The organism is Rhodococcus parequi (assembly GCF_046042785.1).
Lineage (GTDB): Bacteria > Actinomycetota > Actinomycetes > Mycobacteriales > Mycobacteriaceae > Prescottella > Prescottella parequi.
In genome coordinates this window covers 1-15,790 of sequence record NZ_JBDLNV010000003.1, presented here as the reverse complement: position 1 = coordinate 15,790, position 15,790 = coordinate 1, and the positions used below count along the sequence as shown (strand labels likewise).

The 15,790-nt window shown below is 69.9% G+C and carries 10 protein-coding genes and 1 pseudogene; 7 read left to right on the top strand and 4 right to left on the bottom strand.

Annotated elements, in window-relative coordinates; translation table 11 throughout:
- Nucleotides 1–9: 9 nt before the first annotated feature.
- Nucleotides 10–1,716, top strand: coding sequence for a DUF4873 domain-containing protein (locus tag ABEU20_RS08265; RefSeq protein WP_420164558.1), 1,707 nt, complete (start codon nucleotides 10–12; stop codon nucleotides 1,714–1,716).
- Nucleotides 1,717–1,947: 231 nt separating this feature from the next.
- Nucleotides 1,948–3,633 carry a sensor histidine kinase gene (locus ABEU20_RS08260; protein WP_420163939.1) on the top strand — a complete coding sequence of 562 codons (1,686 nt, stop codon included), beginning with the start codon at nucleotides 1,948–1,950 and terminating at the stop codon, nucleotides 3,631–3,633.
- Between the two features lie 68 nt (nucleotides 3,634–3,701).
- On the opposite strand, the gene ABEU20_RS08255 is transcribed toward ABEU20_RS08260, so the two are convergent.
- Nucleotides 3,702–4,334 (bottom strand): response regulator, encoded by a 633-nt coding sequence (locus ABEU20_RS08255; RefSeq protein ID WP_420163938.1) that lies wholly within the window; start codon nucleotides 4,332–4,334, stop codon nucleotides 3,702–3,704.
- 150 nt (nucleotides 4,335–4,484) lie between these two features.
- Here ABEU20_RS08255 and ABEU20_RS08250 point away from each other — a divergent pair, with 150 nt between their 5' ends.
- Together ABEU20_RS08250 and ABEU20_RS08245 are read left to right on the top strand one after the other, a co-directional pair.
- Complete coding sequence (locus tag ABEU20_RS08250) at nucleotides 4,485–4,841, top strand: hypothetical protein (protein WP_420163937.1); 357 nt, start codon at nucleotides 4,485–4,487, stop codon at nucleotides 4,839–4,841.
- Nucleotides 4,834–5,472 (top strand): Dabb family protein, encoded by a 639-nt coding sequence (locus tag ABEU20_RS08245; protein WP_420163936.1) that lies wholly within the window; start codon nucleotides 4,834–4,836, stop codon nucleotides 5,470–5,472. The genes ABEU20_RS08250 and ABEU20_RS08245 overlap by 8 nt, the downstream gene beginning before the upstream one ends.
- A 9-nt stretch (nucleotides 5,473–5,481) precedes the next feature.
- On the opposite strand, the gene ABEU20_RS08240 is transcribed toward ABEU20_RS08245, so the two are convergent.
- Nucleotides 5,482–7,806, bottom strand: a complete 2,325-nt coding sequence (locus ABEU20_RS08240; RefSeq protein WP_420163935.1) for an ATP-binding protein — start codon at nucleotides 7,804–7,806, stop codon at nucleotides 5,482–5,484.
- A gap of 159 nt (nucleotides 7,807–7,965) precedes the next feature.
- Between ABEU20_RS08240 and htpG the strand changes: the two genes are divergently transcribed.
- The gene (gene htpG, locus ABEU20_RS08235; RefSeq protein WP_420163934.1) at nucleotides 7,966–9,927 is read left to right on the top strand and encodes a molecular chaperone HtpG; all 1,962 of its coding nucleotides are present in this window, start codon (nucleotides 7,966–7,968) and stop codon (nucleotides 9,925–9,927) included.
- A gap of 177 nt (nucleotides 9,928–10,104) precedes the next feature.
- A complete protein-coding gene (gene mreB, locus ABEU20_RS08230) occupies nucleotides 10,105–11,094 on the top strand; it encodes a rod shape-determining protein (RefSeq protein WP_420163933.1) in 990 nt (329 codons plus the stop codon).
- Between the two features lie 84 nt (nucleotides 11,095–11,178).
- Here mreB and ABEU20_RS08225 read toward each other — a convergent pair whose 3' ends face one another.
- Together ABEU20_RS08225 and ABEU20_RS08220 are read right to left on the bottom strand one after the other, a co-directional pair.
- On the bottom strand, nucleotides 11,179–14,049 hold the full coding sequence (locus tag ABEU20_RS08225) for an FtsW/RodA/SpoVE family cell cycle protein (RefSeq protein WP_420163932.1): 2,871 nt from the start codon (nucleotides 14,047–14,049) through the stop codon (nucleotides 11,179–11,181).
- Entirely contained in the window at nucleotides 14,046–15,257 is a 1,212-nt protein-coding gene (locus ABEU20_RS08220; protein WP_420163931.1) for a hypothetical protein, read from the bottom strand. The genes ABEU20_RS08225 and ABEU20_RS08220 overlap by 4 nt, the downstream gene beginning before the upstream one ends.
- Nucleotides 15,258–15,549: 292 nt before the next feature.
- On the opposite strand from ABEU20_RS08220, the pseudogene ABEU20_RS08215 reads away from it, so the two are divergent.
- Nucleotides 15,550–15,790, top strand: a pseudogene (locus ABEU20_RS08215) (FUSC family protein); the annotation flags it as partial.

Here is a 15,790-nt window from a genome sequence, read left to right as displayed (position 1 = left end):
GGCCTGTGCATGGCGATCCGGTTGCAGGAGGCAGGGTTCGACGACTTCGTCGTCCTCGAGAAGGCGTCGGAGGTAGGCGGTACGTGGCGCGAGAACACGTATCCGGGCTGCGGATGCGACGTGATGTCGTTGATGTACTCGTTCTCCTTCGCCCCCAATCGGCGGTGGACGCGGATGTACGCGCGCCAACCCGAGATCCTCGACTACATCCGGCGGATCGTCGACGACTACGGACTGGCCCCGCGGATCCGCTACGACTCCGAGGTGGTCGGCTACGACTTCGACGAGGCGGCCGACCGGTGGACCGTGCGGACGGCGTCCGGCGACGTCTACCGTCCGCGCATCGTCGTGGCCGGCCCCGGCCCACTCCACAAGCCCAGCGTTCCGGCCTTCGCCGGTCGGGAGCGATTCGCGGGCAGAGCCTTCCATTCGGCGGAGTGGGATCACACGGTCGACCTGGCCGGCAGCCGTGTCGCGGTGATCGGCACGGGGGCGAGCGCCGTGCAGTTCGTTCCCGAGGTCGCGAAGCAGGCGGCGCACATCGACGTGTTCCAGCGCACCGCGCACTGGATCCTGCCCAAGCTGGACCGCCCGATCACGCCCACCGAGAAGCGCCTGTTCCGGACGGTGCCGGGCATCCAGAAGGCGTACCGCGGCGCGATCTACTGGAGTCACGAGTCGCTCATCGCCGGCTTCATGCACCCCCGTCTGATGACGGTCCTCGAGCGGGCGGCCCGCGGGCTGCTCCGACGCCAGGTGCCCGATCCGGACCTGCGCGCGACGCTCACGCCGGACTACACGATCGGCTGCAAGCGGATCCTGGTGTCCAGCAACTACTACCCGGCGCTCCAGCGCGAGAACGTGGATCTGGTGACGGCCGGGATCGCCGAGTTCACCGAGTCCGGCATCCGGACCGTCGACGGCGTCGACCATCCGGCGGACGTGGTGGTGTTCGGCACGGGTTTCGACCTCGCCGACCGGTTCGAGCACGAACACATCGCCGGGCGCGGCGGCTTGACCATCCAGGAGGCGTGGCGCGACGGGATGGAGGCGTACCTCGGGGTGGCGGTGACCGGGTTCCCCAACTTCTTCCTGATGATGGGGCCCAACTCCGGCGGCGGGAACCAGTCCATCGTCTTCGTGATCGAGGCCCAGGCGCGCTACATCCTCGATTGCCTGCGGGCGATGGAGGCCCGCGGCGCCACCCGCATCGAGGTCCGCGCCGGGACGCAACGCGACTTCAATCGTCAGGTGCACCGCAGACTCGAAGGCTCGGTGTGGAACTCGGGCGGCTGCGACAGCTGGTATCTCGACCGGTCCGGACGCAATCGCGCGGCGTGGCCGGGCTCGAGCGTGTCGTACTGGCGTCGGATGCGCCGCCCCGACCTCGACGCGTTCGATCTCAGCTCGGCAGCGGAACGCGACGAGGAGGACTACCGCGGGCCGGCCGTGCTCGACGGCGCGGGCCTGTCGCTCGACGTCGACGTCCATCTGGCCGGCCACCTGGATCCCATCGACGGGCGCTACCACTGGTACGGGCAGGTGCGCGGCGACGAACGCGTCGCGCACCTGACGCGGCCCGACGCCGGCGTCCCCACCCTGCGGATCGGAGCGGGCCCCGCCGTGGACGCGACGCTCACCGAGCGTGACCCGTGGGGGCACTTCCGTGTCACCGGTGTCGGTGTGCCGCCGTTCGCCCTCGACGGCGCGCAATAGCCGCAAGTAGCGCGCACTCGAACCGGAGGGCGGGCGATGAGGGGCCTCGCACAGGAAGTCCGGCGCCGACCCCCTCCCCCGAGGATCGACGCCGGACAGTCAAAGGAGGGAGCAGGCCACCACGACCCCGCTCCCGATCACTTCATCCCCTTCATCGGGCACCCACTGCAACGCGTTACACCCGGAGGCAACCGAATTTCGGGATGCATTTCGGGCGCCTATGCTGCGTGCATGGTGGAGAGCGGCAGCTGGGACCCCGGGGAGTTCGACAACCTGGAGGAACTCCTCGCCGACATGCGCGGCCGCCTCGTCGCCAGCGTCGCGACACCGGCGCGGCTGCGGGAACTGCTCGAGGCCGTCCTCGTCGTCGGGGCGGGACTGGAGCTCGACTCGATCCTGCAACGCATCGTGCAGGCGGCGACCACGCTGCTCGACGCCCGCTACGGCGCACTCGGGGTTCGCGACCCCGACGGCGGGCTGTCGGAGTTCGTGTACGAGGGCATCAGCTCCGAGCAGCGGGCCCGCATGGGTCATCTGCCGGAGGGCCACGGCCTGTTGGGGCTGCTGATGGAGCACCCCCGGCCCGTCCGCGTCTCGCACCTGGGCGCGCACCCGGCGTCGGTCGGCTTCCCGCCGAACCATCCGCCGATGGACAGCTTCCTGGGCATGCCGATCATCGTGCGCGGCCAGGTGTTCGGCAGCATCTATCTCACCGAGAAGCGCACCGGTCCCGAGTTCACCGACGAGGACGAGACGATCCTCGACGCGCTGGCCACCTCGGCGGGCGTCGCGATCGACAATGCACACCTGTTCGAGGAGTCCCGCACCCGGGAACGCTGGGTGACGGCGCTGCGGTCCGCGAACGCGCGACTGCTGTCCGGTGGGTCCATCGACGAGGCGCTCGATCTGCTGGTGACCCGCACCCGCGACCTGTGCGCTGCCAGCGGCGCCTATGTGCTGGTCTTCGAGCAGGACGACGACGCGACGATCGAGGCGGCGTCGTCCGACGGCGGGCCCCGCCCCGGCAGCCACATCGACCTGTCGGATACCGACCTGATGTCCGTGGTCCGCGGGCACCGCCCGGCGCTGCTCGGCGAGCACGACCGGATCGGCCCGTTCGGCGCCGACGGACCGGTACGGGTCGCGGCGCTGCCGCTGTCGACGACGTCGGGGGTCGCCGGAATGCTCGTCGTGACGCGCGCGGGCACCGCGAGTTGGGCCGCCGACGAGATCACCCGGCTCGGTTCGATGGCCGACTCGGCGGCGCTCGCCGTCGAGTTCGCCGATCAGCAAACCCGCCGACGCCAGCTCGACGTCCTCGCCGACCGCGACCGCATTGCGCGCGATCTCCACGACAACGTCATCCAGCAGTTGTTCGCGACCGGGATGAGTCTGCAGAGTCTGCTGCTGGACACGACGGCGCCGCTCCCGGAGTCCGCGTCCGGCACCATCGTGAAGTCGGTGTCCCAGCTCGACCGGATGATCCACGAGATCCGCACCACGATCTTCGACCTGCAGACCACGGGCGATCAGCCCAGCACCAGCCTGCGCCGGCGCCTGCTCGACGCCATCGGCGACCTGACGACCCGCTCCGAGCTGGTGCCCAACGTCCAGTTCACCGGCGCGATCGACACCCTGGTTCCGCCGCGGATCCACCCGCACGCCGAGGCGGTGCTGAGGGAGGGGCTGAGCAACGCGCTGCGGCACGCCGACGCCACGACCATCGACGTCGTGATCGACGCGGCCGACCGGCTCACGATCCGGATCTGCGACGACGGTGTCGGAGTACCCGAGACCACACGGCGCAGCGGCCTCGACAACCTGACCCGACGGGCCGAGCAGTGCGGCGGCACCTTCACCCTGCTGCCGGGCGTCAGCTGCGGCACCGAACTGACGTGGCGGGTGCCGCTGCGTTAGGCGCTCCGCGCCCGTGCGCACTTGTGGTGGGGCCGGCTACCAAAAAGGCGCACGGGCGCCGCAGGCGCCTATCGCTTGTTCCGCAACTCCGTCGCCAGCACCGCGGCCTGGGTGCGTCGCTGCATGCCGAGCTTGGCGAGCAGGCGGGACACGTAGTTCTTGATGGTCTTCTCGGCGAGGAACAGGCGTTCGGCGATCTCGCGGTTGGTCAGGCCCTGACCGATGAGGTCGAAGACGGCCCGCTCCTGATCGGACAGTTCGGCGAGCGGGTCGGCGGTGCGCTCGGAGCGCATGCGCTGCATCAGCGCGGCGGTGGCGCGGCTGTCGAGCAGCGATCCGCCGGCGCCGACGGTCCGCACGGCCGAGATCAGGTCGGTTCCGAGGATCTGCTTGAGCACGAAGCCCGACGCGCCGGCCATGACGGCGTCGAACAGGGCCTCGTCGTCGGCGAACGACGTGAGCATGAGGCACCGCAGGTCGGGGAGCACGTTGCGTAGGTCACGGCACAGTTCGACACCGTTGCCGTCGGGCAGTCGGACGTCGAGAACCGCGACGTCGGCACCGCTGGAGGGGATTCGGGCCATCGCCTCGCCGACCGACGCGGCCTCGCCGACCACGGTGAGGTCGGGCGCGCTACCGAGCAGATCCACCAGCCCGCGTCGCACGATCTCGTGATCGTCGACGAGAAAGACCCGAGTCATCGGTGTCACCTCCATGTCCGTTCTCGAAACGCTACCGCGTCGCGGTCGCCTTCCTGGTGCCGGACCTCCCGCTGCATGGAATCGGCCGTGGCGATGTCACACACACCACACCTAGCGTCGGCGTGAAGTTGGTGTGGTGAGAGGAGCCCGATGACGCACACGGAGGAAGCCACCGTCTACATCGTCGACGAGATGGTGGTCCGGCCAGGCAGGGCGCGCGAGTTCCTCTCCGCCTATCTCGAGCGGTACGCGCCGGGGGCGGAGGAACGCGGCCTCACACTCGAACGTGCCCTCGTCAGCCCGCCGGTGTGGCTCGACGACCAGTCGAACACGGTGACGGTCACGTGGACCGTTCCGGGAGTGGACGCGTGGTGGCAGCAGAGATGGGCCGCGGGACGCGATCCGGGCGTCGCGCAGTGGTGGGCGGACGCCGAGGACTGGCTGATCAGCCGTAACCGCAGCACGTCCTGCGCTGTCGAGGATCTCGCGGCGGTGACCGGTGTTTGAGGTCACGAAGCTGATCCGGTTCGCTGCGGACGTCGACGCATCCGCCAGGAAGACAGTGCTGTCGGAGCTCTCAGCCGACGTGACACCGCACGCCCGCCGCGTACTGATCCGCCCCACGCTGCCGGGTGGGATCGCCGCCGGCGACGTCATCGCCCGGTTCCGCTTCGATGCCGAATCCGATTGGCGCGCAGCACAGAACGACGTCGAGCGACGGCTGTGGACGGCCGCGGTGGAGCACGTGGACTCGGTCACCCACACCGGGACGCCGCGGCCTGCGAAGCACGACACGCGGCCGACCGTCTACCGGACACTGCTGGTCGCGGTCGATCCGTCGACGGATCCGAAGCTGGTACGGCAGTTCGAATCCGAGACCGCGGCAATGCCGGACTACATCGCCTCGATCGGCGCGTCCCAGCTCAGCCGGGTGCACGATGCGTCCGGCTCGGCGCGGTGGACGCACGTGTGGGAGCAGGAGTACGCCGACCTGGACGGACTGACCGGCCCGTACATGACGCATCCGTACCACTGGGCGCACATCGACCGCTGGTTCGACTCGGAGCGCGGACAACGCGTCGTGACCGCGCTGTGCCACAGCTTCTGCCGCATCGACGAGCCGCTCCTCGTCCCCTGATCCGGCGGGTCAGCGGGCTCCCCCGCGCTGCGCGACCATCCACGCGGCGACCTGCGTGCGCGAGGTGAACCCGAGCTTGGCGAGGATGTGGTCGACGTGGCCCTCGACGGTCCGCGGGGCGATCACGAGGCGCTCGGCGATCGCCCGGTTGGTCATGCCCTCGGCAACGAGCTCCGCCACCTGCATCTCGCGGCGGGTCAGGCTGTGCCCGCTGTCGGTGGCCTGTTCCGGGACATCGAGTGGCTGCTCCCGGAGCGCGTACGCGATGGCCTCCTCCGTGTTCATGTCCATACCGCGCTGCCGCGCCGCGTCGAAGGCACCGTCACCGAGCGCCTCGCGGGCACGACGGACGCACTGTTCGTGGTAGGCGACGAGCGGCTGGAACGTCTCGATCGGGCTGCCCGTCGCGGTGAACAGCACGTCGGCTGCCCCCAGGAGCACCGCGGCCCGCTCCGGGTCCTGCTCGCCGACCCCCCAAGCCAGCTGTTCGAAACACCAGGCCCCACCGTACTGGTTGTCCAGCGCACGCAGGAGCGGAAGCGCCCCCTCGAGCATCTCGATTCCCCGCTCGAGCTGCCCGTGCCGCCAGAGCGACGATCCGTAGTCGGACATGATCATCGCGCGCCACATGATCTCGCCGTGGGCCTCGGTGAGGGCGAGCGCCTCGTCGTAGTGCGCGGACGCCTCGGCGGGATCGCCCAGGATGTCGATCACGTACCCCTGCCAGTAGAGCGCGGGTACGAGGTCGTAGAGATCGTCCCGGGTGCGGAACACCGTGATCGCCCGCCCCAGATCGGCCTGCGCCGGCTCCAGATCGCCCCGGGTGACCGCGGCGTAAGCCACCGCTGCCGTCGCCCGCGCAGCCGAAACGTCGTCGCCACCTTCGTCGGCCAGCCGGCGGGCCTTGTCCGCCAACACCGTTGCCGCGACGATGTCCTGTTGAAGCGCGGCGAGCATGCCGTTCACGCACAACGCCTCGATTCGATCGTCGATCGGTCCACCGTCCCCCTCCCACGACCGTCTCAGCCAGAGGCGGCCCTCGTTGAACCGGCCCCGCACGATCCACGCCGGGTACAGCGCCGCCGTGATCCGCAACGCGGCGCCCCAATCATGCTCTGCCAGTGCGAATTCGATCGCCTCACGAATGTTCGGCTGCTCGACGTCCACGGCAGCGGCCCACTGGACCTGCCGGGGACCGATCCAGTCGTTCTTGGCGCGCAGGACGAACCGCTCGAACCAGTCGAGGTGCCGACGGCGCACGATGTCCGTCCAGCCGAAGTCCTCCAGCTTCTCCTGTCCGTACTCGCGGATCGTCTCGAGCATCCGGTATCGGGCGAGAACCCCCGTCGAGTCCGCCTCGTCGCGCACCAGTATCGACTTGTCCACCAGCGCGGTCACGACGTCGAGCACGTCCACCGGTCCGGCGTCGTCCTGCAGCACGCTCTCGGCCGTATCGAGATCGAAGCCACCCGCGAACACCGACAGGCAAGCCCACAGCCGCCGTTCCGAGTCGGTGCACAGGTCGTAGCTCCAGTCGATGCTCATCCGCAGCGTCTGTTGCCGGCCCGGGCTGGTGCGGCCACCGAGCGTCAGCAACCGGAAACGATCGCTCAGCCGGTCGCGGATCTGCTCCACCGACAGCGCCCGTAGCCTGGCGGCGGCCAGCTCGATCGGCAGTGGCAGGCCCTCGAGCCGCGCACAGATCTCCTCGACCACCGCCCGGTTGTCGTCGGTGACGCGGAAATCGGGCACTGCGGCACGCGCCCGTTCCTCGAACAGCAGGACCGCATCGGACATCTGGTCGCCCGGACCGGTCCCCGCGACGACCGTCAGCGGCGGCACCCGGACGACGGCCTCCCCGCCGATACCGAGCGGTTCGCGACTGGTCGCGAGCATCGACAGGCCCGGGCACGCGCGGAGCAACGTGTCGGAGAAGTTCGCGACGGCGTCGACGAGGTGCTCGCAGTTGTCGAGGATCAGCAGAACCCGGCCGGCCCCCAGGTGCTCGAGAAGCACGGTCTCCGCGGGACGGGCCGACCAGTCCTGCACACCGAGGACGTCCGTCACCGTCTGCCACAGCAGGTCGGGATCGCGCAGGTCGCCGAGCTCGACGAACCACGTCCCACCGGTGAACACCTTGCGGGACTCGCGGGCGACCCGGAGCGCGAGCCGGGTCTTGCCCACCCCGCCGGGGCCGGTGAGCGTCACCAGGCGCGACTCGGACAGCAGCCGCCGGACCTCGGCCACCTCGTTCTGCCGTCCCACGAAGCTGTCCAGCTCCTCGGGAAGACTCGCCCTGCCGATCCCCGCGTCGGTCCGCACCGCACCGCGCACGTTTCCAAGATACGTCGCGCGGTGCCATCGGAAAGCTACTCCGACCAGCGGGCGAGCGTAACGTTCGCGTCACGCGAACAGCCGGTTCGTGCGGGGGTGCGCAAGCCGCCCAGCCGCTACCATCTGCGTCGACCGTTCTGCTGTCGAAGGGGACCACGAATGACCACAGGTATCGAACAGCGCGAGTTCCAGACGGAGACTCGCCAGATTCTGGATCTGATGATCCACTCGGTGTACTCCAACAAGGACACCTTCCTCCGGGAGCTCGTCTCGAATGCCTCCGACGCGCTCGACAAGCTCAAGCTGGAGGCGTACCGCGACAAGGACCTCGAAGCCGACACGTCGGACCTGCACATCGAGCTCGACGTGGACGCCGACACCCGCACACTGACGGTGCGGGACAACGGCATCGGCATGTCCCGCGACGAGGTGATCGACCTGATCGGCACGCTCGCGAAGTCGGGCACCGCCGAGCTGCGCCGCAAGCTGCGCGAGGCGAAGGACGCGGTGGCGTCGGAGGAGTTGATCGGTCAGTTCGGCATCGGCTTCTACTCGACGTTCATGGTCGCAGACAAGGTCACGCTGCTCACCCGCAAGGCCGGCGAGAAGCACGGTACGCGCTGGGAGTCGAGCGGCGACGCCACCTACACGATCGAAACCGTCGACGACGCCCCGCAGGGCACGTCGGTGACGCTGCATCTCAAGCCCGAGGACGTCGAGGACCACCTGTACGACTACGCGTCCGAGCGCAAGCTCCGCGAGATCGTCAAGCGCTACTCGGATTTCATCGCGTACCCGGTCCGGATGCAGGTCGAGCGGCCCGCCCCCGAGACCGACGACACCTCCGCCGAAGACCAGGACGCCGAGCCGAAGACCGTCGTCGAAACCGAGACGCTCAACTCGATGAAGGCGCTGTGGGCCCGGCCGCGCAGCGAGGTCACCGACGACGAGTACAACGAGTTCTACAAGCACGTCAGCCATTCGTGGGACGACCCGCTCGAGGTCATCCCGATGAAGGCCGAGGGCACCTTCGAGTACCAGGCGCTGCTGTTCATCCCGTCGCACGCGCCGTTCGACCTGTTCTCCCGCGAGCACCGCGCCGGCATCCACCTGTACGTCAAGCGGGTGTTCATCAAGGACGACTGCGAGGAACTCATGCCCGAGTACCTGCGCTTCGTCAAGGGTGTGGTGGACGCGCAGGATCTGTCGCTCAACGTCTCTCGCGAGATCCTGCAGCAGGACCGGCAGATCCGGGCGATCCGGCGTCGGCTCACCAAGAAGGTCCTCACCACGATCAAGGACATGCTCTCGTCGGAGGACGAGGCGAGCCGGGACAAGTACCGGACCGTGTGGTCGCAGTTCGGCCGAGTCCTCAAGGAGGGTCTGCTCTCGGACTTCGACAACCGCGACACGCTGCTCGAGATCTCGTCGTTCCCGTCGACGCACAGCGAGGACGAGCAGACCACGCTCGCGCAGTACGTCGAGCGGATGAAGGACGGCCAGGAGCAGATCTACTACCTCACCGGCGAGTCCCGCCAGCAGCTCGAGGCGTCGCCGCACATGGAGGCGTTCCGCGCCCGCGGCCTCGAGGTGCTGCTCCTGACCGACCCGGTGGACGAGATGTGGGTGACGTCCGTCCCGGAGTTCGACGGCAAGCCGCTGCAGTCGATCGCGAAGGGCGAGGTGGACCTCGACACCGACGAGGAGAAGAAGGACGCCGAGGCCAAGCGTGAGGAGCAGGACAAGCAGTTCGCCGACGTCCTCGGCTGGCTCACGTCCACCCTCGAGGATCAGGTGAAGCAGGTGCGACTGTCCACGCGCCTGACCGACTCCCCCGCCTGCATCGTCGGTGACGAGTTCGGCATGACGCCGTCGCTCGAACGGATGTACCGGGCGTCGGGCCAGGAGGTTCCGCACTTCAAGCGGATCCTCGAACTCAACCCCACGCACCCACTGGTCGAGGGCCTGCGCGCCGCGCACGCCGAGCGCGGCGACGACCCCGCCCTCGCCGAGACCGCCGAATTGCTGTACGGCACCGCACTTCTCGCCGAGGGCGGCGAGCTGGAAGATCCGGCACACTTCGCAAAAATGCTCGCAAACCGCCTGGCGCGGACCATCTAGACACGCGCACAGGATCGACCGCACAGGATCGATGCAGCGCCCGCGGGAGGCCCCTCCCGCGGGCGCTGTCGTGTACGACGCCGACCGCCTCGAGCGCTGCCCTCGAAACCGGCCATGAACCTCCCCGGTGTGCGTAGCATCTAACCCATCTCGTTCGATTCCCTTCGGGAGGCCGACGTGCGTGGACTTGGCATCGATCTCGGAACTACGAACACTGTCGTCGGCACGCTCGACGGCGGAATCGTCCTGAACGAACCGTCTTTCATGCTGGTTCGGAACAAGGACCCCCACCGCGCCCTCGCAATCGGCAAGGACGCGCGCAATCTTGTCGGCCGCACGCCGGCGGGCATCACGCAGGTTCGCCCGATGCGCGACGGCGTGATCGTCGACCTGGAGTCGGCCCGCGCGTTCGTTACCGCCGTCATCGAGCAGGTCGCTCCGACCCGGCGGTACGGTCGACGGCCGACGGCGGTCATCTCGGCGCCCGCCGGGGCCACCCCGCTCGAACGCCGGGCACTGCTCGAAGTGGGGCACGAGGCCGGCCTTCGCAAGGTCGGGCTGATCCCGGGGCCGGTGGCGGGGGCCCTCGGGTGCGGCGTCAACCCGCTCGAAGCCCGCGCCCATCTCATCGTGAGCGTCGGCGGCGGCACATCGGAGGTCACCGCCATCTGCTTCGGCGGCGTGATCTCGCACCGCAGTTGCCAACTGGCGGGCGAGGAACTCACCGAGGCGCTGCATCACTACCTGCGCGAGGAGCACCAGATCATCGTCGGTGAGCTCACCGCGGAACGCGCGAAGATGGGCGCACCCGACACCACCGACGAGCAGTCGCTCGTCGTGGAGGGGCTCGACGCCGTCACGGGCCGCGCGCGACTGATCTCCCTCGACGTCGACGAGATCGTGGAGGCACTGCGGCCCACCACGACCGGAATCGTGCAGACACTCACCGCCTGCCTGGAAGACCTTCCCCCGCAAGCCATCAGCGACGTGATGTCCGAGGGCGTCCTGGTGATCGGGGGCGGCGCGATGCTCCGGGGGCTGTCCCAACTGTTCGAAGAATCGTTCGGCCTGCCGGTGAAGACGGCCGAGCGCCCGCTCACGTGTGTCGCCGAGGGCGCCACCGCCTGCCTGGATCACCCCGAGGTCGTGGCCGCGTACAGCGGCTGACCTCTTCGTACGCCGATCCCCCGCAGCGTCCTGTTCGCTGCGGGGGATCGGGCTGTGCTGCGGGGGATCAGGCTGTGCAGTCGATCACCGGCCCGGCTCGGGTGCCGGTGCCGGTGCCGGTGCCGGTCGACCCGCCAGGTAGCGCTCGAGGATGGCTTTGACAACGGGACCGGACGTCGCCGATCCGAATCCACCGCCGCGAACCAGTGCTGTCACAACGATTTCGGGTTGCTCGAACGGCACCACCGCGGAGAACCAGGCGTTGAGGCCGCCCGGCGCCGACGGGTCCTCCGCCGTACCGGTCTTGGCACCGGCGGTCACCGGCAGCGTCGCGAGCTGGCCTGCGGTGCCGGCCGATGCCGATGCCCGCATCCCGGCGCGGACGGGCCCCAGTTTGTCGGCGAACGGAAGTCGCTGCGGCTCCCCCGTCGGAATCGGCGCGCCGTCTCCGGTCGCGTCGGCGGCGGCGAGCTGCGGGGTGACGATCGCCCCGGTGGCGATGCCGGACGTCCACCGCGCCACCTGGATCGGGGTCGCGATCACGGTGCCCTGCCCGATGCCCATCAGCAGCGTCGAACCGGGATACCAGGTGCCACCGATGTCGGCGACGTTCTCCGGTGTGCCCAGGAAACCCGCGGACTCGCCGGGTAGGTCGATCCCGGATCGGCTGCCCACTCCGAGTTCGGAGGCGGTCTTCGCCATCCGCTCGGGACCGAGAAGCTCGCCGAGCTTGTAGAAGTACACGTTGTCCGACCACTGGATCGCGCCCAGCAGTTTGTTGGGTCCCATCGGCTGCCAGTTCGCGAACGTGTGCCCGCCGTAGCTGTAGGCGGCGCCGGTCTCGATCACCTGCTCCGGGTCCAGGACCTGATCCTCCTGGTTCGCCGACGCGACGACGATCTTGAAGGTCGAGCCGGGCGGCGCCGCGGTCTGGTAGGCGTGGTTGAGCATCTTGCCGGGCCCGGCTCCCTCGGTCTGGGCGGCCAGCGCGACGGCGTCGACGGGGGGACCGTAGACGTTGTTGTCGTAGCCGGGCACGCTCGCGAGCGCGAGCACCCCACCGGTGCGCGCGTCCATCACCACCGCCGCGCCGAGGTCGCCGCCGCTGCTGCGAACCGCCTGCGCCAGTGCATCCGTCGCCAGGGTCTGCAGACCGATGTCCAGGTGCAACCGCAGATCGTGACCGGGCACCGGATCCACCCGCTCGGCGGGCCCGATCAGATTCCCGGCGGGATCGACGTAGACGCACTGCCTGCCGTCCGTGCCGCGGAGCAGCGCGTCGTACTGCTTCTCGAGGCCTGCCCTGCCCACCCGCGATCCGAGGGCGAGTTGGGGCCAGCGCTCCATGTCCTGCGGATCACCGACACCGACGTAGCCGAGGACGGAGGCGAGCGAGGGTCCGTACGGATAGTGCCGCTTCCCGGAGGGCACGACCAGCACGCCGGGGAGCTTCGCGTCGATGATCCGACGCGCCTGATCGGGGGGGACTTGGCCGACGACGGCCTGCATCTCCCCGTCGCCGCGGTCCCCCAGGGTCTTGGTCAGTTCGGCGTCGGGCTCGCCCATCAGCCCGGCGAGCATGGTGCGCTCCCCGGAATCGTCCTCGTCGAACATTCGACTGACCACCGAGATGGAGTACTCGGGCACGTTGGTCGCGAGCGGCACGCCGTTCCGGTCGACGATCTCGCCTCGTTCGGCGGGTAGTCGGATGCACCGGGTCATCTGGGTGTCGCTCAGCGCGCGCAGCTCCGGACCGCGATCGCTCTGCAGCTGCCACGCGAACACCGACATCGCCACGAGGAGCGCGGTGACGGCGAGCGACCCGGCCGTGACGCCCCGTGGCCGTCGCCGCCGGGTGGACGGCTGCGCCCACAGCGGCCGGCCGACACCGTCGCGGCGCACCGCGAGCACGAGCCCGATGGCGACGAATCCGACGACCGCGACGGTGCCGCCGTAACTGAACATCGGGAGCGGCATTCCGGTCTGGGGCAGCACCGACAGGCTCGCCCCGATGGAGAGCACCGCGTGGATCCCGAACAGCCCACCGACGCCGGCAGCCACGAGCGCGGCTTCCCGGGTGCGGGCACGGCGCGCGGCGAGCGCGGCCCGCCACGTGATCACCAGGCTGGCCGCGATGACGGCGATTCCGGCGAACAGGCCCCACCCGTACACGACGCTCGCGAACGCGAGGTCGTGCTCCGCCTCGGGAAGGTAGGCGGCTCTCAGGTCGTAGACGGGGTCTCGCGCCAGCCCCCACAGACCGCCGCTGCCTATCGCGATGTCGGCCTGCATCGACGCCCAGCCCGATCCGCTCGGATCGGCATCGCTCGAGATGAACGTCTGTATCCGTTCGAGTTGGTACGGGCGCAGGAAGAGCACGGCGATGGGCAGCGCGGCGATCCCCAGCGCGAACAGCGGCATCAGCGGCGCCGCCGGCACCCGCGCCAACACCAGCATCAACAACGCGATCGCGACGAGCACCACGGCACTCGACAGGTCGGGCTGCAGGGCGACGAGTGCGACCACGGCGCCCGCGATCGCCAACGCCGCCGTCAACCGGCCGAGCGTGTAGCCGCCGGCCAGGATGGTCGCCGACACCATGACCAGGCCGAGCTTGGCGATCTCGGACGGCTGAACGGTGAACAGGCCGAAGTCCAGCCACCGCTGTGCGCCCTTGACCGCGACACCGACGAGCGGCACCGCCGCCAGCATCACCACCGAAGCCGCGAGGGTCACCCAGCCGAACCGGGCCAGATTGTTCACCCGCATGCGCGAGACGACCCACATCAGCCCCAGCCCGATCACGGTGAAGAACGCATGGCGGATCGCCTGCGACGTGAACCCGATCGACACCAGGTTGAGCAGGCCGAGGACCGCTAGTACGACCGCCGCCGCAACGATCCAGGGGTCGGACTCGCGATCGTGCCCCCGCACCCGGCCGCCGTCCCCGCTCATCGGCAGACCGCGTTCTCGGCGGGCACGTAGAGCGGCTGCGACGCGGCTACCGCGGGCGCGCTCGTGACCGCCGCGATGCCCAGGGCGGAAGCGTCCGGCAGCGTGGTCCGGCTCAGCCCGTACACGCCGTCGCGCCCCGGCTCGGCCGGGATGGTGACGTCGCCGCCCTCACGCACCTCACCGGTGCACCGGTCGTAGACGTTGAGCTTCCAGGTGATCGCACCGACCGCCGACGGATCGAGACGCACGTCCACCCGCACCGCGCACGGCTTGCCGGGGCTGCACGATCCGTCGGCGAAACTTGCTGTGACCCCGGTGATCTGACCCGCAGCAGGCGGGGCACCGGTACTGACGGGCGCCGGCGCGACACCGCCGTCCGCGGCCGGGTCCGCCGGTGCGGGCGGCGGGGGCGAGACGGGTTCGATGCGGTTCTGTGCCGACGAGGTGTTCACCGGATGGACCAGGGCGTCCCAGCCGCGGCTCAACTGATCCCAGGCGCGGGGAGCGGCCGCGGCCGACCCGGCCAGAACGACGATCGCCAGCACGACGTAGATGCCCTGCCGCCGCGACGGCCGCCGCCGCCGACTGTGCCAGGGAGTGCCCACCGGCGGATACCAACCGGTGCTCGTCACCAGCGACCCGGCCGGCACGGACGGACCGCTCCGTCCGTCGGGCCGTTCCTCCGGACCCTCTGCCGGCGGGCCCGCCGGGCCCGCCGGCCGCGACCGTCCCGTCGCCGCCCGGACGAGTTCGCCGACCTGGCGCCGCCGCCGTGCCTCCCCCACGGGGTCGAGCTCGGGATCGATCACCCGGCGAACCCGGCGAATCAGTCCTTCCGGATCCGTTGCGCCCGAGACCGATTCGGACAGGAGGTCACCGAACCCCGAACCCCGGCAATTGGCAGCGACGCTCCGGATCAGGCCGACGAGCGCGTCGTCCGTCTCGATCCGGGACGAGACGCCGTCGATCGTGAGCCGTCCACCCTCGGACACCATGACGGCGTCGTCCCGCAGCGAGACCGGGCGGCCCCGGCGCGTGCCCGCGAGTTCGACCTGGCCCACCAGGTCCGCGACCAGCTGCGCGGCCTGTGGCGGCGTCAGGCGGACGACCGCGAGCAGCGCCGGCAGTGTGACGACGGCCCCGGCACCCACGTCACCGCCACCGCCGGCGTCGTCGTCGATCGGCTCGGACGGCTCCGGTCGAGTCACGGCGGGTGTGCTACCGCTCGCGTGGACTCCCAAGGCTGCTTCGTTCATCGCGCATCCCCGAAACGATCTGCCTCCCGCGGGCGGCAACGGACCGGAGCGGGCGGGCGGTGGACTGGGCTGGCCGTGCTGACTCCTGTCGAAATCCCTTGCGCCTGTTCGAATCTATTTAACTCCGATCCGGTCTGTCCAGGGGAGGAATCGAGAAGGCGGCGAGACCCGCACACGGGTTCGACGGCATTCCCGGTTTGCCTGATTCGTTCGCACCCCCGACAGTTTCGTAACGTAAGGATCTGTGTCGATCGAAGCCCCTCCCCCGATTCCCACGCCGGCGCGGCCGTGGCCTGCGCTGGTGCGGGTGCCACGGGACGGGCGCCGCTGGCCGGGAACAGCACGGGCCGCGGTCGCCGTGGTGCTGCCCGGACTGCTCGGCATCGCGCTCGGCCACGACCTCGCGGCCGCGACGGCGGCGCTCGGCGCGTTCGCCGTGGTGTACGGCGAGGGCCGGCCGTACCGGGTGCGGTGGCGGGCGGTGT

Coding starts and splice junctions, on each gene's coding strand:
- ABEU20_RS08265 (WP_420164558.1), top strand. CDS start 10: ATGGCGATCCGGTTGCAGGAGGCAGGGTTCGACGACTTCGTCGTCCTC.
- ABEU20_RS08225 (WP_420163932.1), bottom strand. CDS start 14,049: ATGAGCGGGGACGGCGGCCGGGTGCGGGGGCACGATCGCGAGTCCGAC.
- ABEU20_RS08255 (WP_420163938.1), bottom strand. CDS start 4,334: ATGACTCGGGTCTTTCTCGTCGACGATCACGAGATCGTGCGACGCGGG.
- htpG (WP_420163934.1), top strand. CDS start 7,966: ATGACCACAGGTATCGAACAGCGCGAGTTCCAGACGGAGACTCGCCAG.
- ABEU20_RS08260 (WP_420163939.1), top strand. CDS start 1,948: ATGGTGGAGAGCGGCAGCTGGGACCCCGGGGAGTTCGACAACCTGGAG.
- ABEU20_RS08250 (WP_420163937.1), top strand. CDS start 4,485: ATGACGCACACGGAGGAAGCCACCGTCTACATCGTCGACGAGATGGTG.